The organism is Rhizobium azibense, assembly GCF_004342325.1.
Classification (GTDB): domain Bacteria; phylum Pseudomonadota; class Alphaproteobacteria; order Rhizobiales; family Rhizobiaceae; genus Rhizobium; species Rhizobium etli_B.
In genome coordinates, this window is sequence record NZ_SMBJ01000009.1 from 258,560 (window position 1) to 279,458 (window position 20,899).

The following is a 20,899-nucleotide window of genomic DNA, read 5'->3' on the forward strand; positions in this document are numbered from 1 at the left end:
AAATCAGGCTGGGCCGCTCACAATTGCGTGTTGCCGGCGGGTGTTTTCAGCGCCAGAACTCCGGGATGGTTTCGGAAAGCCGCGGACCGATCCGCAGCGGCGCAATCTTTTCAGCAAGTCCCGTGGAGTCGGAAATCTCCACGCCGACACCGCAGATCGTGGCTGGGCCAGTGGCAGCTTCCATACGTCCCTTCGGCATCTTGGAAATGAAGCGGTTTAGCGGCTCTTCCTTGTCCATGCCGAGCGAGGAGTCGTAGTCGCCGCACATGCCGGCATCCGACATATAGGCCGTGCCGCCGTTCAGGATCTGGTGGTCGGCGGTCGGCACATGGGTATGCGTGCCGACCACGAAGCTGGCGCGTCCATCGACGAAATGGCCAAAGCACTGCTTCTCGCTGGTGGCCTCGGCATGGAAATCGAAGATGATTGCATCGGCCTGTTCCTTCAGAGGGCAGGCATCGAGGATCGCTTCGGCGGATTTGAAGGGATCGTCGAGCTCGGGATGCATGAAGACGCGGCCCATGATGTTTGCCACGAGCACGCGTGCTCCGCTTCGGGCATAAAAGAGCCCTGAGCCGCGACCGGGCGTTCCCTGCGGATAATTCGCCGGGCGCAGGAACTGGTCGTGGCGACCGGCAAAGGCCACCGCGTCCTTCTGGTCCCAGACGTGGTTTCCGGTTGTGACGACGTCGGCGCCGGCATTGATCGTCTCCAGAAAGATATCCTCGGTGATGCCGAAACCGCCGGCAGCGTTTTCGCCGTTGACGATCACGAAATCGAGTTTCAGGTCTGAAACCAGCCCTGGCAGGCGGTCCCATACGGTCGTGCGCCCCGTCTTGCCGACCATGTCACCCAGAAAAAGCAGCCGCATTCCTTATCCGATCCAAGAAGCAAAAAAGCGAAGGCCGCTTTCTGTCAGGATGGCATCCAGGCTTATGTCATGCGGCTCGTCGGGCACATGTGCCACTTCCTGGCAGTCGAATGCAATGCCGATCAGCTTCGGATGCATGCCTTTTTGCCGCAAACGGCCGATCGCGCGGTCGTAGTGGCCGGCGCCATAGCCGATGCGATGGCCGCGATCGTCAAAGACCGAAAGCGGCACGAGCATGATTTCCGGATCGAGAACGGTCGCCTCCTTTCCCGGTCCGGCAGTGCCGAAGCCTGTGTCAACGAGCGGCGCGCTGCGCAGGAGCTCGCGGAAGACGATCGTCTGCCTGTCGAGGATGGCGGGAACGCAGAGGCGAGCGCCGCGTGCCTCAAAGCGCGCCATCAACGGCCGGATGTCTGCCTCCGAGCGGATGGGCATGAAGCCCGAAATGATCGTGCCGGGATCGAAAGCCACGGCCTCGCCAGCGTGCTCCGCCATCGCCAGGCTTTTCTCGATGCGCGTCTCCGGCGGGATTGCGTCGCGCAGCGCAAGCCGTTCGGCGCGCATCTGGGCTTTCAGTTCCTTGTATATCGTCTGCTGCATAAGGCGAACCATAAACGGCTGGCGGGCCTTTGCAATCCCATCAAAGCGGCGCGGCCTGGAGTTTACCGTAGCAAATGCTGCAATGGACCTGCCAGTTGCCGGACTGTCTGTTCGAACAGCGCCTTGCCGCCCGGCAGCCAGCCGAGCGAGCGCAACTTTTCGGTGCTCATCCGATTGATGGCAGCCTTGTCTGCCGAGGCAGGTAGAGGATTGGGACAGCCGGTTTCCTGTTGCACGAGCGACAAGATATCGCGGGTATCGGCCAGAAGATCGGAAACATTGAAAACCTCGCCGGAGATGCGGGCGCTTTCCGTCTCCAGCATCAGCCGCACGGCGCGGCCGAGGTCGCTGCCGTGAACTTCCGTTGCGGCTCGAACGGGCGCCGGCCTGCCGCTCAGGTAATCCCTGACAAGATCCGTCCATTTGTTCGGGAGCAGGCCGCCGTAGACGCCCGTGGCTCGCAAGCTGGCCGCTGCAAAGCCGGCTCCGGCCAGATGGGCCAGCGCTCGCTCGCCGGCGAGCTTCACCTCTCCGTAAAGCGTATCCGGCTCCGGCACCATGGCTTCCGTGAGCACAGTGCCGGGCGCCGCATCCTGGTAGACGGCGCGGCTGGAGATGAAGATGCAGCGGCGGGTCCCGGCGCGCTTGGCGGTGTCGAAGAGCTTCACCGTGCCGTCAAGGTTCAGGCGACGGAAACCGCGCGGATCATCGCCTTCGCCGCCCCGATACTTGCCGGGTAGATGGCTGAGCGCCGCATGCACAAAGAAATAGGCATCGTCGAAGGCCTCGATATGATCCTCGTCGGGATCGAGCGAAAGCGGCGCGAATTCGACGGGACGGGAAAAGAGGCGCGGCAATGGCGCGCGGCGTCCGCCGATGATGACCGAATATCCGGCGCAAAGCAGCTCCTCGACGATATAGCGTCCCGCCAGGCCTGTCCCGCCGGATACCAGTACCTTCATTTCGCCTCCGGGTTCATCATGGACGCAATGTCCGGCAGGCCATTGCCGGCATGGACGAAGTGCCAGAGATCGATCAGCGGCTTGAGCCTGGCCGCCTTCGGATGATCCTTCTCCCATGGCTTTTCATATTGGTAATGCAGGACCGAAATGCTCTTCCAGTCCCATAGCGCGGGCATGGTGAACCATACATATTGCAGCATGTTGAAATAGACGGGCAGGCCGTGCCAATCCGGGAAGAAGGCTTCGAGGAAGGTCTGGTCGGTCCGTCGCCAGAAGGCATCCGGCTGGTCGAGCATAGCGAGCATCCGGCCAAAGGTTTCTTCGCAAGGCTTTGCGACGAAGACGCCGGAATTCAAGCGGCGGAAGTCGGCAAGCGTTTCATAGACATTCGGTGCTGCGGAAAATTCGGGGTAGCCGAAGAGCTTGTCGATATTCTTCAAGACGATAGCATCGGCGTCGATGAAGACGGTGCGATCGTATTCGCTCAGCTGCCACAGGCGCAGCTTGCAGAAATTGTCGAGAGGCGAATGAAAACTGGGCTTGCGGCCCTTGGTAAACGGGGCGGCGGAATGAAGCATGCCGCGGGCATGGCGGTCGTTGAAGGCGCCCGAAAGCGGCAGGTGCGCGACTGCGATCAGCCGGCAGCCAAGATCGGCAAGCGGGGCGAGGGCGCTGTTATCCACGCCGCCGGTGTGCAGCACGACGATACTGGCCGCCGTTTTCGTGAGCCGGAGGGAGCGCACAAGCGCGGTCGCACCCTTGGCATAGTCGGCATTCGTGACGAGGGTGATGTAGGCGTAGCGTTGAGGAGGCTCTGCCGATGAGGCCGCTCCAGTCTCTGTCATGTCCATGCTCACGACACTGATTTCAGCCGCTTGCCTTCCGGGTCGCGGTCGATCGTGGCGGCGATGTCCTTCGTCCACGCGGAGACGGCGGGAACGCGGGAGCGGTCGACGCGGTAAGCGAATTTCCTGGCGACGTCGACGATCTCGCCGAGCAAGCCCGCCTCGAGCGTGATCGGATTGAGCCCCAGGTCGCGGAATTTCTCGTTCTTCACGATCAGGTCGTTTTCCGGCGCTTCCTTGCGCGGATTGGGAAGCCAGGCGATCTTCGCGCCGCTCATCCTGGCGATCATCTCGGCGAGATCTCGCACCCGATGCGTCTCGGTCATCTGGTTGAAAATCTCGACACGGGAGCCGCGCGCAGGTGGATTCTTCAGCGCAAGCTCGATGCAGCGGACCGAATCCTGAATGTGAATGAAGGCGCGCGTCTGGCCGCCCGTGCCGTGCACGGTCAGCGGGTAGCCGATCGCCGCCTGGATGAGAAAGCGGTTCAGCACGGTGCCGTAATCGCCGTCATAGTCGAAACGGTTGATCAGTTGGGGATGGCGGCACGTCTGCTGCGTATGTGTGCCCCAGACGATGCCCTGGTGCAGGTCGGTGATGCGCAGCGCATCGTTCTTCGCGTAGAACTGCAGAAGGAGTTGATCCAGGCACTTGGTCATATGGTAGATCGAGCCGGGATTGGACGGATAGAGGATTTCCTGTTTCGCCATGTCGCCATCGGCCGTTTCGACGCCGACGGTCAGGTAGCCCTCGGGGATCGCGGCGCCGACGGTCGAATAGCCGTAGACGCCCATCGTGCCGAGGTGGACCAGATGGGCGTCGAGCTGTAGTTCGACGAGCGCGTTCAAAAGGTTATGCGTGGCGCTGACATTGTTGTTGACGGTGTAGTTCTTGTGCCGGTCGCTCTTCATCGAATAAGGTGCCGCACGCTGCTCTGCAAAATGGATGATGGCGTCCGGCCGGTTTTCGGCAAGCCACTTCTTGAGAAGCTCGTAGTCCTTGGCAAGGTCGATCAGATTGAAATGGATGCGCCGCCCGGTTTCGGCATGCCAGATGCGGGTTCGCTCCTGAATGGAATCCATCGGCGTCAGAGATTGCACGCCGAGTTCGGTGTCGATCCAGCGCCGCGAGAGATTGTCGAGAATGTGGACGTCGTGGCCCGCGTCTGAAAGATGCAGCGATGTCGGCCAGCCAATAAACCCATCTCCGCCCATCACCGCAATCTTCATCGCATTGCCTCCTGCATGTTCATCCACTATCGGGATACTTAAGAACTGTGACGATTGTTCAAAGCTAGGGCATTGCTGCGCCTCGCCAACAGGCATGCGAGTTTGGAGAAAATTATGGCGGATAACGGCTTTTCGATTTCTGGTGCGCTGACGCAGACGGGTCACGAACTGATCCAGCGCGTCTATTACGAAGACACCGATTTTTCCGGTCTCGTCTATCACGCGCGCTATCTGCATTTTCTCGAGCGCGGCCGCACCGACTATCTCCGCTGCCTGGGCGTTGAGCAGCGCGAGCTGATCAGTGCCGACGAGGAAGGGCTCGTTTTCGTCGTTCACCGCATGGAGATAGACTTCAGGAATCCGGCCCGCATGGACGATGTTCTCACGATCGTAACGCGCACCGAAAAGGCAGGCGGCGCGAAGATGGTGCTGCATCAGGAGATCCGCCGCGGCGAAACACCGCTCATCGCCGCCAAGGTCATCATCGCCGTCATCAACGCCAGGGGAAGACCACGGCGCTTGCCCGAGGCACTGGCCAAGCAGATGCAAATCGAGACTGAGGGGGCCTGAGGCACATCCCCGACATGCAGACACAACGCAAGGCTTGCAAAAACATGACTTTTATGGGAAGGAATTTGCGCTGCAAGGATTGCGGGGCATTCCATGGTCGGACTTCGCTCTCTTCGTGCCAAGCCGGAAAGAAAATTCTGCTGGTAAAGCTTTGCCGTCATACTCTGGCACTAACGATCTCTTAACCATAATAGTGTCTTACTCTGAAAGTCGGAGATTGTGCGGTGCACGCCTTCCTTTGACCAAATTTGACGGCAAGGAAGGCGGAAGAAGAGCTTCAAGCTTGACCAGGGCTTTGGGCGGCGGTCGCCAGGCAATTCTTGCGAGATCACTTTCTGTGCCGCCCGGTCAAGCACCGGGCGTTTGGATTCGGGGATTTTGATAAATGGAACAAGTAGGATTGGCAGCAGCAACGGCCGACGTCAGCCTCTGGTCGCTGTTCATGCAGGCAGGCATCGTCGTCAAGCTGGTCATGCTCGGGCTGATCGCAGCCTCCGTCTGGACCTGGGCGATCGTCATCGACAAGTATCTGGCCTATGGGCGCGCCCGGCGCCAGTTCGACAAGTTCGAACAGGTTTTCTGGTCGGGTCAGTCGCTGGAAGAGCTCTACAGGACCCTTTCGGAACGCAACAATACCGGGCTTGCTTCTATCTTCGTGGCAGCCATGCGCGAGTGGAAGAAGTCCTTCGAACGCGGCGCACGCTCGCCGATCGGCCTGCAGATGCGTATCGACCGGGCAATGGATGTGACGCTCGCGCGTGAAACCGAATATCTTTCCGCCCGCCTCGGCTCGCTCGCAACGATCGGTTCGGCCGGTCCGTTCATCGGTCTCTTCGGTACGGTCGTCGGCATCATGACTTCGTTCCAGGCAATCGCCGGTTCGAAGTCGACCAATCTCGCAGTCGTTGCCCCGGGTATCGCCGAGGCCCTTCTGGCCACTGCGATCGGCCTCGTTGCCGCTATCCCGGCGGTTATTGCCTACAACAAGTTCTCCGCGGATGCCGGCAAGCTGTCTGGCCGCATGGAAGGCTTTGCGGACGAGTTTTCCGCCATACTTTCGCGCCAGATCGACGAGAAGCTGCAGCCGCGTCAGGCCGCGCAGTAACCAACGGAGTACACGATTATGGGTATGGCTGTTGGAGGCAATAACGGCGGAGGCGGAGGACGCCGCCGTCGTGGTGGCCGGAACAAGGGTGTTATTTCCGAAATCAACGTGACGCCGCTCGTCGACGTCATGCTCGTGCTGCTCATCATCTTCATGGTGGCGGCACCGATGATGACCGTCGGCGTGCCGATCGACCTGCCGGAAACGCAGGCCAAGGCGCTCAATTCCGAAACGCAGCCGATCACCATTTCCGTCAAGAATGACGGTGCGGTGTTCCTGCAGGAAACGCCGATCCCGGCCGAGGAAATCGCCGCCAAGCTCGAAGCGATCGCGACCACCGGCTACAATGAACGCATCTTCGTGCGTGGTGATGCGACGGCGCCTTACGGCGTGATCGCCGACGTCATGGCGCGCATCCAGGGCGCGGGCTTCAAGAATATCGGTCTCGTCACTCAGCAGAAGAAGGACCAGTAGAAAGCAAGATGAAGACCAGTGTCGTCACATCTGCTGTTCTGCACGGCCTGGTGCTCGCCGCGGCTCTGGTGACCATTGGTTCGCCCGAATCGTTCAAGGTCGATGATTTCGAAGCGATGCCGGTCGATCTCGTGCCGGTCGAATCCATCACCCAGATGCAGCAGGGTGACAAGACGGCAAAGCCCAACGACAAGCCGGCGCCGAAGCCGACGTCAAAACCCGCTGATGTTGCAGACGCCGAGAACCTCGGCGACAACAAGGTCGATCTGAAGACCCCGCCGGTCCCCAACGCCAAGCCCAGCAACAACGAAAGCACTGCCGCGCCGAAAGCCACCGAAAAGCCGCTTCCCCAGAATGATCCCGTTCCCAACGAGGTGAAGGAGATCATGAAAGAGGACACGGTGGTCGATGAGCCGAAGGAAGTCGCATCGATTCCAGAAACCAAGCCGGAAATTGTGCCGACCCCGCCGAAGCCGGAAGAAATGCCTGCCGAACAGGCTGAGCCGCCGAAGCCGGAAGCCGAAGCGCTGCCCGACAACGTTCCCACGCCGGTCGCCAAGCCGCAGGTGAAGCCGCCCGAGCAGAAACCCGCTGAAAAGCCGCCGGAAAAAGCGCAGGACGAAAAGAAGACGGCTGACAAGCAGCCGGACAAGAAGAAGGCCGACAAGGCCCAGGAAAAGGCGAAGGCCTCGTCCTCGAAGCAGAGCGATTTCAACGCCGACGACATCGCCGCACTGCTGAACAAGCAGGAGCCTTCCAATGGCGGCGCCAAGCGCTCGACCGAAGTCGCTTCTTTGGGCGCCAAGAAGTCGAACAACACCGGCGCCAAGCTCAGCATGAGCGAGATGGATGCCCTGCGCAACGCGATTGCCGGCAACTGGCAGATCATTCCCGGCCTTGCGGACATGGACCAGGTCCGCATCACCGTCCACATGAAGCTGGACGAGAACGGCGAGATCATCGGAGATCCGGAGGTCGAAGCGACCGGCGGCAACGAATCCACACGCCGTGCGCTTGCCGGCGGTGCCTACCGTGCCGTCAAACGGTCTGCGCCGTTCACCAACCTTCCGAAAGACAAATATGACGCGTGGAGCGAAGTCATCGTGAACTTCGACCCCAGTCAGATGGCCCTTTAAATGCTGAAAGGCTTGCTCCTCATGACCAAGTGTTCCCTCATCCGCGCCTTCATGGTGGCTCTCGGCATGGCTGTGACGGCGGCTATCGCGACGCCTGCGCAGGCGCTTGTCGAGATCAACATCAACAAGGGTAACGTCGAGCCGCTGCCGATCGCCATTACCGACTTCCTGCAGGGCGACATGGGCGCGCAGGTTTCTCAGGTGATCGCAGCCGATCTGCAGCGCTCCGGGCTCTTTGCGCCGGTCAACAAGAACGCCTTCATCGAGAAGATTTCCAACCCCGATGCCGCTCCGCGTTTCGAGGACTGGAAGGTCATCAACGCCCAGGCGCTCGTCACCGGCCGCGTCACGCAGGAAGGCGATGGCCGTCTTCGCGCCGAATTTCGTCTCTGGGATACCTTCGCCGGTCAGCAGATGACCGGCCAGCAATTCTACACGCAGCCGGAAAACTGGCGCCGCGTGGCCCATATCATTGCCGACGCGATCTATAAACAGATCACCGGCGAGGAGGGCTACTTCGATACCCGCGTCGTCTTTGTCTCCGAATCCGGCACGAAGCAGCAGCGCAAACGTCAGCTCGCGATCATGGACCAGGACGGCTTCAACGTGCGCACGCTGACGGATGGCAGCGACCTCGTTTTGACCCCGCGCTTCTCGCCGAACCGGCAGGAAGTGACCTACATGTCCTTCGCCAACCAGCAGCCGCGCGTCTACCTGCTGCAGCTCGAGACCGGACAGCGTGAAGTTGTCGGCAACTTCCCGGGCATGACCTTTTCGCCGCGCTTCTCGCCTGATGGCCAAAAAGTGGTGATGAGCCTTCAACAGGAGGGCAACGCCAATATCTACACGATGGACCTGCGGTCGCGCACGACGACGCGCCTGACCTCGACGGCAGCGATCGATACCTCGCCATCATATTCGCCCGATGGCGGCCGGATCGTTTTCGAAAGCGATCGCGGCGGCAAGCAGCAGATTTACGTGATGAATGCCGACGGCTCCGGCCAGACCCGTATCTCATTCGGCGACGGCAACTATTCGACGCCGGTCTGGTCGCCACGCGGCGATCTGATCGCCTTCACCAAGCAATCGGGCGGCAAATTCTCGATCGGCGTGATGAAGCCGGACGGTTCGGGCGAGCGCATCCTGACGACCGGCTTCCACAACGAAGGCCCGACCTGGGCGCCGAATGGGCGTGTGCTGATGTTCTTCCGTCAGCCGGCCGGTGCCGGCGGCCCGCAGCTCTATTCGATCGATCTGACGGGTTACAACGAGCAGGTCATCAAGACGCCGACCTACGCATCCGACCCCGCCTGGTCGCCGCTGCTTGAGTAGTGGACGAGCCGGATTTCGCCTTCTTGTCGCCGCAAAGTGCTGGAATTGGCCGATGCAGGGACAATCAACACATTATTAACCATACTTCTTGAGCGCCGATTAACCGAGTACGGTTACAGTCCGGCAACCCTGATAAATCGCAAGGAGATCCGGCCATGAGCCGAATTCACACCCCGGCAATGAGCCGCATGCAGAACCTCGCCCGCAACCCTGTCATGATCGCACTCGTTGCCGGTCTGGCGCTTGCTGGCTGCGCCAACAAGAAGACGCCCAACAGCGCTGGCGAGCTCGGCCTCGGTGCAGGTGCCGCAACGCCGGGTTCGGCTCAGGACTTCACCGTCAACGTCGGCGACCGCATCTTCTTCGATACTGACTCGACCTCGATCCGCGCCGACGCTGCCCAGACACTGGACCGCCAGGCACAGTGGCTGGCTCGCTACCCGAACTATGCGATCACCGTCGAAGGCCATGCCGACGAGCGCGGCACGCGCGAATACAACCTCGCTCTCGGTGCCCGCCGCGCTGCCGCAACCAAGGATTATCTTTCGTCGCGCGGCGTTCCGGCTCAGCGCATGAAGACGATCTCCTACGGCAAGGAACGTCCCGTCGCCGTCTGCGACGATATTTCCTGCTGGTCGCAGAACCGCCGTGCAGTCACTGTTCTCGGCGGCGCCGGCATGTAATCCTCTCGATTATATCGTGTTGCGGAAAGGCGGCTCCTTGGCGGGCCGCCTTTTCTTTTTGAACACACTTTGGCCAGACTCCGTTGCTTTTTGAAGGTAATTGGAAAAATCTCCTGTTCGTGCCATCCAGGCGCGAAGAATCACTGGGACAGGACGAAACCTATGAAGAAACTTGTCGTGGCAGGCTTGCTCTGCCTCGCGGCCGTGACCGGAACCGAGCGAGCGGCTTTTTCCGCTTCGTTCCTCGGCATGAACTTTGGCGGCAAACCTGCGCATAGCCAGACGCAGACGCCGCCGGCCGTCAACGTGCAAAGCAGCAGCGCGGAGATGCGCGTGCAGCAACTCGAAGAGCAACTGCGCCAGCTGAACGGCCGCATTGAGGAAATGAGCTTTCAGATCCTGCAGATGCAGGAATCGCTGCGCAAGACGCAGGAAGACAACGAATTCCGCTTCCAGGATCTGGAAAAGAGCGGCGGTGCCGCCGGATCGAAGGGCAGCACAAAGAAGAGCGAGGCCGACCTGCAGCCTCCCGATTCCGGGCAGGCCGACGCACGCCCCCGGCGCCAGAACGACGATGTCGCGACGATCATCGAAACCCCGCAGGGAGCCGAAAGGGCTCCCTCCAGCGACGCTCCGTCCGACGGTTTCGGCCGCCCGCCACAGCAGTTGGGCTCGATCCAGTTCGATCAGAACGGCAATCCGATCGGTGGCAGCGTGAATGAGAACGCCGAGGTCGGTTCAGCGCCGCTTCCCGACGTAAACGCCGCGACTTCGCCGCAGCAGACCGCATCTCTCGGCAGCGAGACCGACCAGTACAAGGTCGCTTACGGTCACGTCCTTTCCGGCGACTATGCGATTGCTGAGGAGCAGTTCACCCAGTACATCGCGCAGTATCCGGGAAGCGCTCGCGCTGCCGATGCCAACTTCTGGCTGGGCGAGGCGCTATATTCCCAAGGCAAGTTCAACGAGGCCGCCAAGACCTTCCTGAATGCCCACAAGAAATACGGCTCCTCCGAAAAAGCGCCCGAAATGCTGCTGAAGCTCGGCATGTCGCTGGCCGCGCTCGACAATAACGACACCGCCTGCGCGACGCTCAAGGAAGTGACCAAGCGTTACCCGAAGGCTTCGCGCGCTGTCATAAACAAGGTCGCGAGCGAACAGAAGCGCCTCTCCTGCTGAGGATTTCCGGTTTGTCTGCGCAAACCGTGCTTTCGCCCGAGACAGCGGCCCGCCGCTTTTGCCGTTTGCTTGCCAGCCCGACACGTATTCTCATCGCGATCTCCGGCGGCAGCGATTCGACCGGCCTGCTTCTTGCCCTTTTGGAAGCGCTGAAGGCCGAACCCAATTCCGACATTTCCCTGTGTGCCGCGACGATCGATCACGATCTGCGCGCAGAATCGGCAGATGAGGCGCGTCATGTCGCAGCCTTATGCAGGTCCCTCGGCATTTCTCATGTAATCCGTGTCTGGCGCGATCCCAAACCAAAAACCGGCGTCATGGTGGCCGCTCGCGAGGCACGTTACGAGCTGCTCGCAGATGCCGCGGCGGAACTTGGCGCCAATTTGATCGTGACGGCGCACACGCTCGACGATCAGCGCGAGACGCAAGCCATGCGCGGCGCGCGCAGTCGCAGCCCCTCCACCGGGATCGCCGATGCCGTTCTCTTTGATCGCCGGGTCTGGGTCGCACGGCCGTTTCTTTCGTGCCTGCGGGCCGATATCCGCGCATTTCTCTCGGCCCGCGCCATGCCTTGGCTCGATGATCCAAGCAACGAGGATGTAAAATATGAGCGCGTGCGGACGCGCGTGGCATTGGCAGGTGAGGGCGCCCCCGGGCGCGAAGCCTACGGCGCCGATATCCGCCTGGAGCTTTCACGGCAGGCGGCCTTGTGGCTCGGCCAACACTTTACACGTCCCGGCGAAGGGCTGGGCCGCGTGGCGGCAAAGGGACTTGAGGCGCCACTGGACGTGCTCGGCTATGCGCTCGGCCGTCTTGCGGCCGTTTTCGGCGGACAGCGATTTGCGCCAGGGCGCGTGCAGATGGATCGCATTCTCGGTTTTGTGACCGCCGGCAGGCCAGGACGCATGACCGCAAGCAGAGTGGTCTTCGATCTCAGACGCGACGGCCTTTACCTTGCCCGCGAAAGCCGCGGCATCTTGCCACTGGTTGTTGCGCCTGGGAAGCGCGCCATCTGGGATGGCCGGTTTGTTGTCGAGAACAGCTCGTCGTCGGACGTGACGGTTATCGCACGTTTTGCCAGCGCCTCCATCGTTTCCGCGCCCGTCAGCGAAATCCAGCAACGGCGCGTCGGCGCCGTCAACGATGCCTTTGCATCCGATACGCTCAAGGCCCCGGGCACGCTCCAGCCCTATGGCCGGCACGGTACCGATGAAGAGGCAGGGGGGGCGGACTTGCCCAAAGCTGCGTTCAAGCGGGCATTGGCCACCCAACCATGCATTCTAGTCGCCGCCTGCCCGAACATGTGCGTGATTTCTCATCCCGATGTCAGCCTCACGCGGTATTTTGCGTTGTTCGACCGCTTTTTGACACGATTTGATCTAATCTTTGCTGAAAGCCTCGCGGCGGCTTTTGGAATGCGCCCCTATCCAAGCCCGCCTTTTGGTCTTATTGACGGAAAAGCCATCTGACAGAGTGTATCGCCTTGGCAACGGCACCGCGCAACCCTATGTTAGAAGCCAAATAAGACGGCTGCCATGAGGCGGTTGTTGCAGTGCTGGGGAGTTCAATGAACCCTAACTTACGAAATTTCGCCTTGTGGGCAATCATAGCGCTTCTGCTGATTGCCCTTTTCAGCATGTTCCAGACGACGCCGGCACAGACCGGCTCGCGCGACATACCCTATTCGCAGTTCCTGCGTGAGGTCGATGCGGGCCGCGTCAAGGAAGTCGTCGTCACGGGCAACCGTGTCTCGGGAAGCTATGTTGAAAACGGCACCACCTTCCAGACCTATTCTCCTGTCATTGACGACAACCTGCTCGAGCGCCTGCAGTCGAAGAACGTACTGGTTTCGGCCCGGCCTGAAACCGATGGTTCGTCAGGCTTCCTGAGCTACCTCGGCACGCTGCTGCCGATGCTGCTCATTCTTGGCGTCTGGCTGTTCTTCATGCGGCAGATGCAAGGCGGTTCGCGCGGCGCAATGGGCTTCGGCAAGTCGAAGGCCAAGCTGCTCACCGAGGCGCATGGCCGCGTCACCTTCGATGACGTCGCAGGCGTCGACGAAGCCAAGCAGGACTTGGAGGAAATCGTCGAATTCCTGCGCGATCCGCAGAAGTTCCAGCGTCTCGGCGGCAAGATCCCGCGCGGTGTGCTGCTGGTCGGACCTCCCGGTACCGGCAAGACGCTGCTTGCCCGCTCCGTTGCCGGCGAAGCCAACGTTCCGTTCTTCACCATCTCGGGTTCCGACTTCGTCGAAATGTTCGTCGGCGTCGGCGCAAGTCGCGTCCGCGACATGTTCGAGCAGGCGAAGAAGAATGCGCCCTGCATCATCTTCATCGACGAAATCGACGCTGTCGGACGCCATCGTGGCGCCGGTCTCGGCGGCGGCAACGACGAACGCGAACAGACGCTCAACCAGTTGCTGGTCGAGATGGACGGCTTCGAGGCCAATGAAGGCATCATCCTGATCGCGGCGACTAACCGTCCTGACGTTCTCGACCCCGCATTGCTGCGTCCGGGCCGTTTCGACCGCCAGGTTGTCGTTCCGAACCCGGATATCGTCGGCCGCGAGCGCATCCTCAAGGTGCATGCCCGCAACGTTCCGCTGGCGCCGAATGTCGACCTCAAGGTTCTAGCCCGCGGCACGCCCGGATTCTCCGGTGCTGACCTGATGAACCTCGTCAACGAAGCCGCCCTGATGGCCGCACGCCGCAACAAGCGTGTCGTCACCATGCAGGAGTTCGAAGACGCCAAGGACAAGATCATGATGGGCGCCGAGCGCCGCTCTTCGGCAATGACCGAGGCGGAAAAGAAGCTCACGGCCTATCACGAAGCCGGTCATGCCATCACGGCGCTCAACGTCGCCGTCGCCGACCCGCTGCACAAGGCAACGATCATTCCGCGCGGCCGTTCTCTCGGCATGGTCATGCAGCTTCCTGAAGGCGACCGCTACTCGATGAGCTATAAGTGGATGGTCTCGCGCCTGTGCATCATGATGGGCGGCCGCGTTGCGGAAGAACTTACCTTCGGCAAGGAGAACATCACCTCCGGTGCGTCTTCGGATATCGAGCAGGCTACCAAGCTTGCCCGCGCCATGGTCACGCAGTGGGGCTTTTCCGACCAGCTCGGTCAGGTTGCCTATGGCGAAAACCAGCAGGAGGTCTTCCTCGGCCATTCCGTATCGCAATCGAAGAACGTTTCCGAGGCCACGGCTCAAAAGATCGACAACGAAGTGCGTCGGCTTATTGACGAGGCATACACGCAGGCGCGCGATATCCTTACCGAAAAGCACGACGACTTCGTCGCGCTTGCCGAAGGATTGCTTGAGTACGAAACGCTGACCGGCGAGGAAATCAAGGCGCTGCTGCGCGGTGAGAAGCCGGCGCGCGACCTTGGTGACGACTCGCCGCCGAGCCGCGGCTCGGCCGTGCCGAAAGCCGGCGCACGCCCGGCTTCCAAGGGCGACGAGCCGGAAGCAGGGCTCGAGCCCCAGCCGCATTGACTGAAAGCAACTCGAACGAACAAGGCCGGATTTTCCAGCAGAAGATCCGGCCTTTTTCCGTCGGTAACGGGATATAATCAATTTTCTTGGTAATTTACGTGATGGCGCCTAGGATTTGTGGCATGCCGCTATCATGAAGAGGCCGCAATGGGGCTTTGTATTGGGACGAATCGTCTCTGCGGCTTGAATTGCTTGGCGCGCTGAAAGCATAGGGGAGCATATGAAAAGACGTTACTTCGGCACAGACGGCATTCGCGGGCAGTCGAATATCTTCCCGATGACGCCGGATCTGGCGATGCGGGTCGGCATTGCAGTCGGTACGATCTTCCGCCGCGGCAATCACCGCCATCGCGTGGTCATCGGCAAAGACACGCGTCTGTCCGGCTATATGCTGGAGAATGCCATGGTCGCGGGCTTCACGGCCGCAGGCGTCGATGCATTCGTTCTTGGCCCGATCCCGACGCCCGCCGTCGCCATGCTGACACGTTCGCTGCGTTGCGATATCGGCGTCATGATTTCCGCCTCGCACAATCCATACGAGGACAACGGCATCAAGCTCTTCGGTCCCGACGGCTACAAGCTTTCCGACGATATCGAAATGCAGATCGAAGACTTGATGGAGAAGGATCTCCACACGCAACTTGCCAAGTCCGACGACATCGGCCGTGCCAAGCGCATCGATGGCGTGCACGACCGCTACATCGAGCATGCCAAGCGCACGCTGCCGCGCGACGTCACGCTGCAGGGTCTGAGGGTTGCGATCGACTGCGCCAATGGTGCCGCCTATAAAGTGGCGCCGGCCGTGCTTTGGGAACTCGGCGCCGACGTCGTTACGATCGGCAACGAACCCAACGGCATCAACATCAATCTCAATTGCGGTTCCACCAGTCCAGTCGCCTTGCAGAAGAAGGTCGACGAAGTGCGGGCCGACATCGGTATTGCCCTCGATGGCGACGCCGACCGGGTCATCATCGTGGATGAAAACGGCACGATGGTCGACGGCGACCAGCTTATGGCAGTGATCGCCGAAACCTGGGCGGAAAACCAGCAGCTTCGCGGCAACGGCATTGTTGCGACCGTGATGTCGAACCTCGGCCTGGAACGCTTTCTCGAAGGCAAGGGGATGGGCCTTGCCCGCACCAAGGTCGGCGACCGCTATGTCGTCGAGCACATGCGCCAGCACAATTTCAACGTCGGCGGCGAACAGTCCGGCCATATCGTGCTCTCGGACTACGGCACCACCGGGGATGGCCTTGTTGCCGCGCTGCAGATTCTTGCTGCCGTCAAGCGCACTGGCAAGACCGTCAGCGAAGTATGCCGCCGCTTCGAGCCGGTGCCGCAGCTTCTGCGCAATGTCCGCATTTCCGGAGGCAAGCCGCTGGAAGACCTGCAGGTGCAGCAAGCAATCGCCGATGCGGAAGCCGAGCTTGCCAAAAGCGGCCGCCTCGTCATCCGCCCCTCCGGCACCGAACCGCTGATCCGCGTCATGGCAGAAGGCGACGACCGGGCGCAGATCGAGCGCATTGTCAACGAGCTGATCGGCACGATCTCGGGCGTGCGCACCGCCGCTTGATCCTGACCTGGATGATCGATCAAAGCCGGCGCCGCTTCGCCGGCTTTTTTTGCCCGCCTTATTTCGCTTCGGCACAATCTTATTGGATGAATTGACTTATCGGCGCAGAGGCATAGCTTTTTCTTCATCGCACAAGTGTCACCCGCCTGCAGCGACGACAACACGGCAAGCCATATTGCGATAGGAAGCTGGCGCCGGCCATCGTTTCAGGCAACCTGGGAGGATTGGGTTGTCATGCGGTATCGCGTCCTTTTCGCCGGCTTATGGATTGCCATGCTTCCTGCCTTTGGCGTGAATGCCCAGGAGGGCGATGCCACGGCGGGTGCTACTGTCTTCAAAAAATGCGCCATATGTCATGTTGCCGATACGGACAAGAACAAGGTCGGCCCGTCGCTGAACCGGATCCTTGGCAGGAAGGCGGCGACACATCCGAATTTCAGCTATTCTCCGGCAATGAAGAAGGCAGGCGAGGGCGGGCTGGTTTGGGACGAGGCAACACTGCGCGACTATCTCCACGATCCCAAGGGAAAGATAAAAGGAACGAAGATGGTGTTTGCCGGGCTGAAGGACGACACCGAGATCAAAAATCTCATCGCTTATCTCAAGCAGTTTTCCCAATAGAAGAATGCGAATGCCCGACAGTCACCCAGGCGCCGCTTTCGCCGTTGTCATTGTCCACACGACTTGTTCGTGAGATAATGCTAAAAATACACCGACGGATTGCGAATTTCGCCCTGTGGCAAGTCACGGTTCAAGGAGCAGGCAATGGCTATCGTGCTGGTTCTGGTTCTGCTGGTCGTCGGATCCGTCGTGTTTCATTTGCTGAGCCCGTGGTGGTGGACGCCCATTGCCTCCAACTGGGGCTACATCGACAACACCTTGCTGATCACCTTCGCGATCACCGGTCTGGTGTTCGTGGCAGTAGGTTCCTTTATGGCCTATTGCGTGTTCCGGTTCCGGCACAAACCGGGAAACCAGGCGGCCTATGAGCCGGAAAACAGGCGGCTGGAGATATGGCTTGCGGTGGTAACCTCCGTAGGGGTTGCCGCGATGCTCGCGCCCGGGCTCGTCGTGTGGAACCAGTTCATCACCGTGCCTGCCGATGCGCACCAGATCGAAGTCGTCGCTCAGCAGTGGCAGTGGAGTTTCCGGATGCCGGGCGCGGACGGGCGCCTGGGAAAGGCCGATACCCGTGAGGTCAACCCGGAAAATCCCCTTGGCCTGAACAAGAGCGACAACGCAGGGCTCGACGACGTGATCGTCGAGGGAGGTGAACTGCACCTGCCAATCGGCAAACCGGTCAAGGTCCTGCTTCGCTCGATCGACGTTCTTCACGATTTCTACGTGCCTGAATTTCGCGCAAAGATGGATATGATCCCCGGCATGGTGACCTATTTCTGGTTTACGCCGACGCGCACGGGAACCTTCGAAATCCTTTGCGCCGAGCTGTGCGGCGTCGGGCACTCGCAGATGCGCGGAACGGTCATGGTCGATGAGGAGGTCGCCTACCAGGCCTGGCTGGCGGAACAGACGACATTCACCCAAATGCTGGCATCGGGGGAAGCGCAGCCGGCAGAACAGGCGCAGTAGCCTATCGGAGGAACAGGGAGGACGGACATATCATGGTCGATATTCGATCGGGCGCCGGGGAGCTCATCCCACCTGCAGAAGTCGAAGATGTGGAGCTTTACCATCCGAAGAGCTGGTGGACGAAATATGTCTTCAGCCAGGATGCCAAGATCATTGCCGTCCAGTACTCAGTGACGGCGATGGCCATAGGTTTCGTGGCGCTGGTCCTTTCCTGGCTGATGCGACTGCAGCTTGCCTTTCCTGGCTACTTCGCCTTCATCGACGCGGAGCACTATTACCAGTTCATCACCATGCATGGCATGATCATGGTGATCTATCTTCTCACCGCACTGTTTCTCGGCGGTTTCGGCAACTACCTCATTCCCCTGATGCTCGGCGCCAGGGACATGGTGTTTCCCTATGCCAACATGCTGAGTTACTGGATTTATCTGCTCGCCGTGCTGGTGCTCGTGGCCGGATTTTTCGCGCCCGGCGGGCCGACGGGCGCCGGCTGGACGCTCTATCCGCCGCAAGCCATTCTTTCGGGCACGCCGGGCGGACAGGACTGGGGCATCATTCTCATGCTGTCGTCCCTGATCCTGTTCATCATCGGCTTCACGATGGGCGGCCTGAATTATGTCGTGACCGTGCTGCAGGGACGCGCGCGCGGCATGACGCTGATGCGCATGCCGCTGACGGTCTGGGGAATTTTCACGGCGACGGTCATGGCGCTCCTTGCCTTTCCCGCACTTTTCGTCGCCGCCGTGATGATGCTTTTCGACCGGCTGCTCGGGACGAGCTTCTTCATGCCTGCCATCGTGGAGATGGGCACGCAGCTGCAGCAGGGCGGCGGCAGCCCGATCCTTTTCCAGCATCTCTTCTGGTTCTTCGGTCATCCGGAGGTTTACATCGTGGCGCTTCCCGCCTTCGGGATCGTCTCCGATCTCATCAGCACGCATGCGCGAAAGAATATCTTTGGCTACCGCATGATGGTCTGGGCGATCCTGATCATAGGGGCGCTCAGCTTCATCGTCTGGGCGCATCACATGTATGTCAGCGGCATGAACCCGAATTTCGGCTTCTTCTTTGCCGTCACGACGCTCATCATTGCGGTACCGACGGCAATCAAGGTCTATAACTGGGTGCTGACGCTCTGGCGCGGCGATATCCACCTGACACTGCCAATGCTTTTTGCGCTCGCCTTCATCCTAACTTTCGTCAATGGCGGCCTGACGGGACTGTTCCTCGGCAATGTCGTCGTCGACGTGCCGCTTTCCGATACGATGTTCGTCGTGGCGCATTTCCACATGGTGATGGGGGTGGCCCCGATCCTGGTCATTTTCGGTGCGATCTATCATTGGTATCCGAAGGTGACCGGACGCATGCTGGACGAGACGCTCGGGCACATCCATTTCTGGACCACGTTCATCGGCACCTATGCGATCTTCTTTCCCATGCACTATCTCGGCCTGGTGGGCGTGCCGCGCCGCTACTACGAGATGGGCGAGACGGCTTTCGTTCCGCCGTCCGCCGATACGCTGAACGTCTTCATCACCGCTGCGGCCCTGATTGTCGGGGCAGCGCAGATCGTCTTCCTGTTCAATCTGGTCTGGAGCCTTTACAGGGGCCGGGAAGCCGGCGGCAATCCGTGGCGTGCGACGACGCTGGAATGGCAGACCCCGCAGACCCCGCCGGTGCATGGCAACTGGGGCAAGGAACTGCCGGTGGTCTACCGTTGGGCCTATGATTACAGCGTGCCGGGCAATAGCCAGGACTTCCTTGCGCAGAATGACCCAGGCACCGCGCCGACGGCGGCGGGAGCAGCCTCATGAGCGTCATTCTTATTTTCCTGGCGGTCATCGCAGTCATCGCTTTCTGGTGGATGACCCAGCACCGGCTGACCTCCAAGCCTTGGCTGGAGGTGGGACTGGTGACCGAGCCGGCCGGCGAAAAGCGGTTGCCGATGGCCCCCGCCAGGGTTGGCCTCGGCATTTTCCTCGCCGTCGTCGGCGCGCTCTTTGCGCTTCTGATCAGCGCCTACTTCATGCGCATGGCGGCGGCCGACTGGTGGGCGACGCCCATTCCTCGGCTGCTTTGGGTCAACACCGCCGCGCTTGCGCTCAGCAGCGCGGCGCTCGAATGGGCAAAGGTCGAGGCACGCAGCGGTCGTAGCGACATCATGCGGGTCGCGCTCCTTTCGGGATTGGCGACGGCATTCCTCTTTCTCGCCGGGCAGGTCATGGCGTGGCGGGAGCTTGCGGCGGCCGGTTACGTGCTTGCCGACAATCCCGCCAACAGCTTCTTCTACATCATGACCGGACTGCACGGTCTGCACATTCTAGGTGGTCTGGCAGTGCTCGGCCGCACGACAGGCAGGGCCTTCGACGGTCGTTTTTCTGCAGCCAAGCTGCAACTCAGCCTCGAGCTCTGTGCCGTCTACTGGCATTTCATGCTTTTCGTCTGGATCGTTCTCTTCGCACTCTTGGCCGGCTGGGCGAATGACTTCGTCGATCTCTGCCGCCAGCTGATTTCGTGAGGGATAAAGATGGCTGACTATACGCAAGCAGAAACCGGCGGAACACTCCAGCGACCCGAGGGCCTGCGTGGGATCGCGGCCGATCTCTCTTCCGACCAGCGGGCATTCAAGAACGTCTCGTGGGGGAAGGCCATGATGTGGATCTTCCTCCTCAGCGACACCTTCGTCTTCGGCTGCTTTCTGCTTGCCTACATGACCGCGCGCATGTCCACGCCTGTCGACTGGCCCAATCCCAGCGAGGTCTTCGCGCTTCATATCGGCGGCCAGGAATTGCCGCTGATCCTGATCGCCATCATGACCTTCGTTCTCATCAGCAGTTCCGGCACGATGGCGATGGCCGTCAATTTTGGATATCGTCGCGAACGTGGCCGGACGGCCGCCCTGATGCTGTTGACAGCGGTGCTCGGCGCGACATTCGTCGGTATGCAGGCGTTCGAATGGACGAAACTGATCTCCGAAGGCGTACGGCCCTGGGAGAATCCCTGGGGTGCGGCGCAATTCGGCTCGTCTTTCTTCATGATCACCGGGTTCCACGGCACCCATGTCACTTTCGGCGTGATCTTCCTTCTCATCGTCGCTCGCAAGGTCTGGCGCGGTGATTTCGACACGCAGCGGCGCGGCTTTTTTACCAGCCGCAAGGGTGATTACGAGATCGTCGAGATCATGGGTCTCTACTGGCACTTCGTCGATCTCGTGTGGGTATTCATCTTTGCATTCTTCTATTTGTGGTGAGGCC

General features: G+C 60.5%; 20 protein-coding genes. 15 read left to right on the forward strand and 5 right to left on the reverse strand.

The window, feature by feature from the left end; all coding sequences use genetic code 11:
• Window positions 1–46 precede the first annotated feature (46 nt).
• The 5 genes from EV130_RS23065 to EV130_RS23085 form a co-directional block, all read right to left on the reverse strand.
• Complete coding sequence (locus tag EV130_RS23065; RefSeq protein WP_074062391.1) at window positions 47–871, reverse strand: TIGR00282 family metallophosphoesterase; 825 nt, start codon at window positions 869–871, stop codon at window positions 47–49.
• A gap of 3 nt (window positions 872–874) precedes the next feature.
• Window positions 875–1,471 (reverse strand): 5-formyltetrahydrofolate cyclo-ligase, encoded by a 597-nt coding sequence (locus EV130_RS23070; RefSeq protein WP_074063307.1) that lies wholly within the window; start codon window positions 1,469–1,471, stop codon window positions 875–877.
• Between the two features lie 62 nt (window positions 1,472–1,533).
• Window positions 1,534–2,433, reverse strand: coding sequence for an NAD-dependent epimerase/dehydratase family protein (locus EV130_RS23075; RefSeq protein WP_132661534.1), 900 nt, complete (start codon window positions 2,431–2,433; stop codon window positions 1,534–1,536).
• Entirely contained in the window at window positions 2,430–3,278 is an 849-nt protein-coding gene (locus tag EV130_RS23080; protein WP_074063306.1) for a glycosyltransferase, read from the reverse strand. The genes EV130_RS23075 and EV130_RS23080 overlap by 4 nt, the downstream gene beginning before the upstream one ends.
• 8 nt (window positions 3,279–3,286) lie before the next feature.
• A complete protein-coding gene (locus tag EV130_RS23085; protein WP_074062389.1) occupies window positions 3,287–4,507 on the reverse strand; it encodes an NAD-dependent epimerase/dehydratase family protein in 1,221 nt (406 codons plus the stop codon).
• A 114-nt stretch (window positions 4,508–4,621) separates the two neighbouring features.
• Between EV130_RS23085 and ybgC the strand changes: the two genes are divergently transcribed.
• The 15 genes from ybgC (at window position 4,622) to EV130_RS23160 (ending at window position 20,895) form a co-directional block, all read left to right on the forward strand.
• On the forward strand, window positions 4,622–5,077 hold the full coding sequence (gene ybgC / locus EV130_RS23090) for a tol-pal system-associated acyl-CoA thioesterase (RefSeq protein ID WP_074062388.1): 456 nt from the start codon (window positions 4,622–4,624) through the stop codon (window positions 5,075–5,077).
• Between the two features lie 385 nt (window positions 5,078–5,462).
• Window positions 5,463–6,182 (forward strand): protein TolQ, encoded by a 720-nt coding sequence (gene tolQ, locus EV130_RS23095; protein WP_022715757.1) that lies wholly within the window; start codon window positions 5,463–5,465, stop codon window positions 6,180–6,182.
• A gap of 18 nt (window positions 6,183–6,200) precedes the next feature.
• Window positions 6,201–6,656, forward strand: coding sequence for a protein TolR (gene tolR / locus EV130_RS23100; RefSeq protein WP_022715756.1), 456 nt, complete (start codon window positions 6,201–6,203; stop codon window positions 6,654–6,656).
• An 8-nt stretch (window positions 6,657–6,664) separates the two neighbouring features.
• Window positions 6,665–7,792: a hypothetical protein gene (locus EV130_RS23105; RefSeq protein ID WP_074062387.1), complete on the forward strand. Its 1,128-nt coding sequence runs from the start codon at window positions 6,665–6,667 to the stop codon at window positions 7,790–7,792.
• Between the two features lie 21 nt (window positions 7,793–7,813).
• Entirely contained in the window at window positions 7,814–9,124 is a 1,311-nt protein-coding gene (tolB, locus tag EV130_RS23110) for a Tol-Pal system beta propeller repeat protein TolB (protein ID WP_074063305.1), read from the forward strand.
• Window positions 9,125–9,279: 155 nt separating this feature from the next.
• A complete protein-coding gene (pal, locus tag EV130_RS23115; RefSeq protein WP_074062386.1) occupies window positions 9,280–9,807 on the forward strand; it encodes a peptidoglycan-associated lipoprotein Pal in 528 nt (175 codons plus the stop codon).
• Between the two features lie 162 nt (window positions 9,808–9,969).
• Window positions 9,970–10,986: a tol-pal system protein YbgF gene (ybgF, locus tag EV130_RS23120; RefSeq protein ID WP_132661536.1), complete on the forward strand. Its 1,017-nt coding sequence runs from the start codon at window positions 9,970–9,972 to the stop codon at window positions 10,984–10,986.
• A gap of 11 nt (window positions 10,987–10,997) precedes the next feature.
• Window positions 10,998–12,455, forward strand: a complete 1,458-nt coding sequence (gene tilS, locus EV130_RS23125; RefSeq protein ID WP_245520084.1) for a tRNA lysidine(34) synthetase TilS — start codon at window positions 10,998–11,000, stop codon at window positions 12,453–12,455.
• A 98-nt stretch (window positions 12,456–12,553) separates the two neighbouring features.
• Window positions 12,554–14,485: an ATP-dependent zinc metalloprotease FtsH gene (gene ftsH / locus EV130_RS23130; RefSeq protein ID WP_022715750.1), complete on the forward strand. Its 1,932-nt coding sequence runs from the start codon at window positions 12,554–12,556 to the stop codon at window positions 14,483–14,485.
• Window positions 14,486–14,705: 220 nt separating this feature from the next.
• Window positions 14,706–16,058, forward strand: a complete 1,353-nt coding sequence (glmM, locus tag EV130_RS23135; RefSeq protein ID WP_074062384.1) for a phosphoglucosamine mutase — start codon at window positions 14,706–14,708, stop codon at window positions 16,056–16,058.
• A gap of 234 nt (window positions 16,059–16,292) precedes the next feature.
• The gene (locus tag EV130_RS23140) at window positions 16,293–16,679 is read left to right on the forward strand and encodes a c-type cytochrome (RefSeq protein ID WP_132552419.1); all 387 of its coding nucleotides are present in this window, start codon (window positions 16,293–16,295) and stop codon (window positions 16,677–16,679) included.
• A 144-nt stretch (window positions 16,680–16,823) separates the two neighbouring features.
• A complete protein-coding gene (locus EV130_RS23145) occupies window positions 16,824–17,648 on the forward strand; it encodes a cytochrome c oxidase subunit II (RefSeq protein ID WP_132552418.1) in 825 nt (274 codons plus the stop codon).
• A 32-nt stretch (window positions 17,649–17,680) separates the two neighbouring features.
• Window positions 17,681–19,459 (forward strand): cytochrome c oxidase subunit I, encoded by a 1,779-nt coding sequence (ctaD, locus tag EV130_RS23150; protein WP_074062381.1) that lies wholly within the window; start codon window positions 17,681–17,683, stop codon window positions 19,457–19,459.
• Window positions 19,456–20,163: a cytochrome c oxidase subunit 3 gene (locus EV130_RS23155; RefSeq protein WP_132661538.1), complete on the forward strand. Its 708-nt coding sequence runs from the start codon at window positions 19,456–19,458 to the stop codon at window positions 20,161–20,163. The genes ctaD and EV130_RS23155 overlap by 4 nt, the downstream gene beginning before the upstream one ends.
• A gap of 9 nt (window positions 20,164–20,172) precedes the next feature.
• Window positions 20,173–20,895, forward strand: coding sequence for a heme-copper oxidase subunit III family protein (locus EV130_RS23160; RefSeq protein ID WP_074062379.1), 723 nt, complete (start codon window positions 20,173–20,175; stop codon window positions 20,893–20,895).
• The last annotated feature ends 4 nt before the right edge of the window (window positions 20,896–20,899 follow it).

What these genes read in the sequence shown, in the direction of transcription:
- EV130_RS23155 (WP_132661538.1), top strand. Translation starts at nt 19,456, where the DNA reads ATGAGCGTCATTCTTATTTTCCTGGCGGTCATCGCAGTCATCGCTTTC.
- EV130_RS23070 (WP_074063307.1), bottom strand. Translation starts at nt 1,471, where the DNA reads ATGCAGCAGACGATATACAAGGAACTGAAAGCCCAGATGCGCGCCGAA.
- ftsH (WP_022715750.1), top strand. Translation starts at nt 12,554, where the DNA reads ATGAACCCTAACTTACGAAATTTCGCCTTGTGGGCAATCATAGCGCTT.
- ctaD (WP_074062381.1), top strand. Translation starts at nt 17,681, where the DNA reads ATGGTCGATATTCGATCGGGCGCCGGGGAGCTCATCCCACCTGCAGAA.
- tolQ (WP_022715757.1), top strand. Translation starts at nt 5,463, where the DNA reads ATGGAACAAGTAGGATTGGCAGCAGCAACGGCCGACGTCAGCCTCTGG.
- EV130_RS23065 (WP_074062391.1), bottom strand. Translation starts at nt 871, where the DNA reads ATGCGGCTGCTTTTTCTGGGTGACATGGTCGGCAAGACGGGGCGCACG.
- pal (WP_074062386.1), top strand. Translation starts at nt 9,280, where the DNA reads ATGAGCCGAATTCACACCCCGGCAATGAGCCGCATGCAGAACCTCGCC.
- EV130_RS23140 (WP_132552419.1), top strand. Translation starts at nt 16,293, where the DNA reads ATGCGGTATCGCGTCCTTTTCGCCGGCTTATGGATTGCCATGCTTCCT.
- glmM (WP_074062384.1), top strand. Translation starts at nt 14,706, where the DNA reads ATGAAAAGACGTTACTTCGGCACAGACGGCATTCGCGGGCAGTCGAAT.
- ybgC (WP_074062388.1), top strand. Translation starts at nt 4,622, where the DNA reads ATGGCGGATAACGGCTTTTCGATTTCTGGTGCGCTGACGCAGACGGGT.
- ybgF (WP_132661536.1), top strand. Translation starts at nt 9,970, where the DNA reads ATGAAGAAACTTGTCGTGGCAGGCTTGCTCTGCCTCGCGGCCGTGACC.
- tolR (WP_022715756.1), top strand. Translation starts at nt 6,201, where the DNA reads ATGGGTATGGCTGTTGGAGGCAATAACGGCGGAGGCGGAGGACGCCGC.
- EV130_RS23075 (WP_132661534.1), bottom strand. Translation starts at nt 2,433, where the DNA reads ATGAAGGTACTGGTATCCGGCGGGACAGGCCTGGCGGGACGCTATATC.
- EV130_RS23145 (WP_132552418.1), top strand. Translation starts at nt 16,824, where the DNA reads ATGGCTATCGTGCTGGTTCTGGTTCTGCTGGTCGTCGGATCCGTCGTG.
- EV130_RS23080 (WP_074063306.1), bottom strand. Translation starts at nt 3,278, where the DNA reads ATGACAGAGACTGGAGCGGCCTCATCGGCAGAGCCTCCTCAACGCTAC.
- EV130_RS23160 (WP_074062379.1), top strand. Translation starts at nt 20,173, where the DNA reads ATGGCTGACTATACGCAAGCAGAAACCGGCGGAACACTCCAGCGACCC.
- tolB (WP_074063305.1), top strand. Translation starts at nt 7,814, where the DNA reads ATGACCAAGTGTTCCCTCATCCGCGCCTTCATGGTGGCTCTCGGCATG.
- EV130_RS23085 (WP_074062389.1), bottom strand. Translation starts at nt 4,507, where the DNA reads ATGAAGATTGCGGTGATGGGCGGAGATGGGTTTATTGGCTGGCCGACA.
- EV130_RS23105 (WP_074062387.1), top strand. Translation starts at nt 6,665, where the DNA reads ATGAAGACCAGTGTCGTCACATCTGCTGTTCTGCACGGCCTGGTGCTC.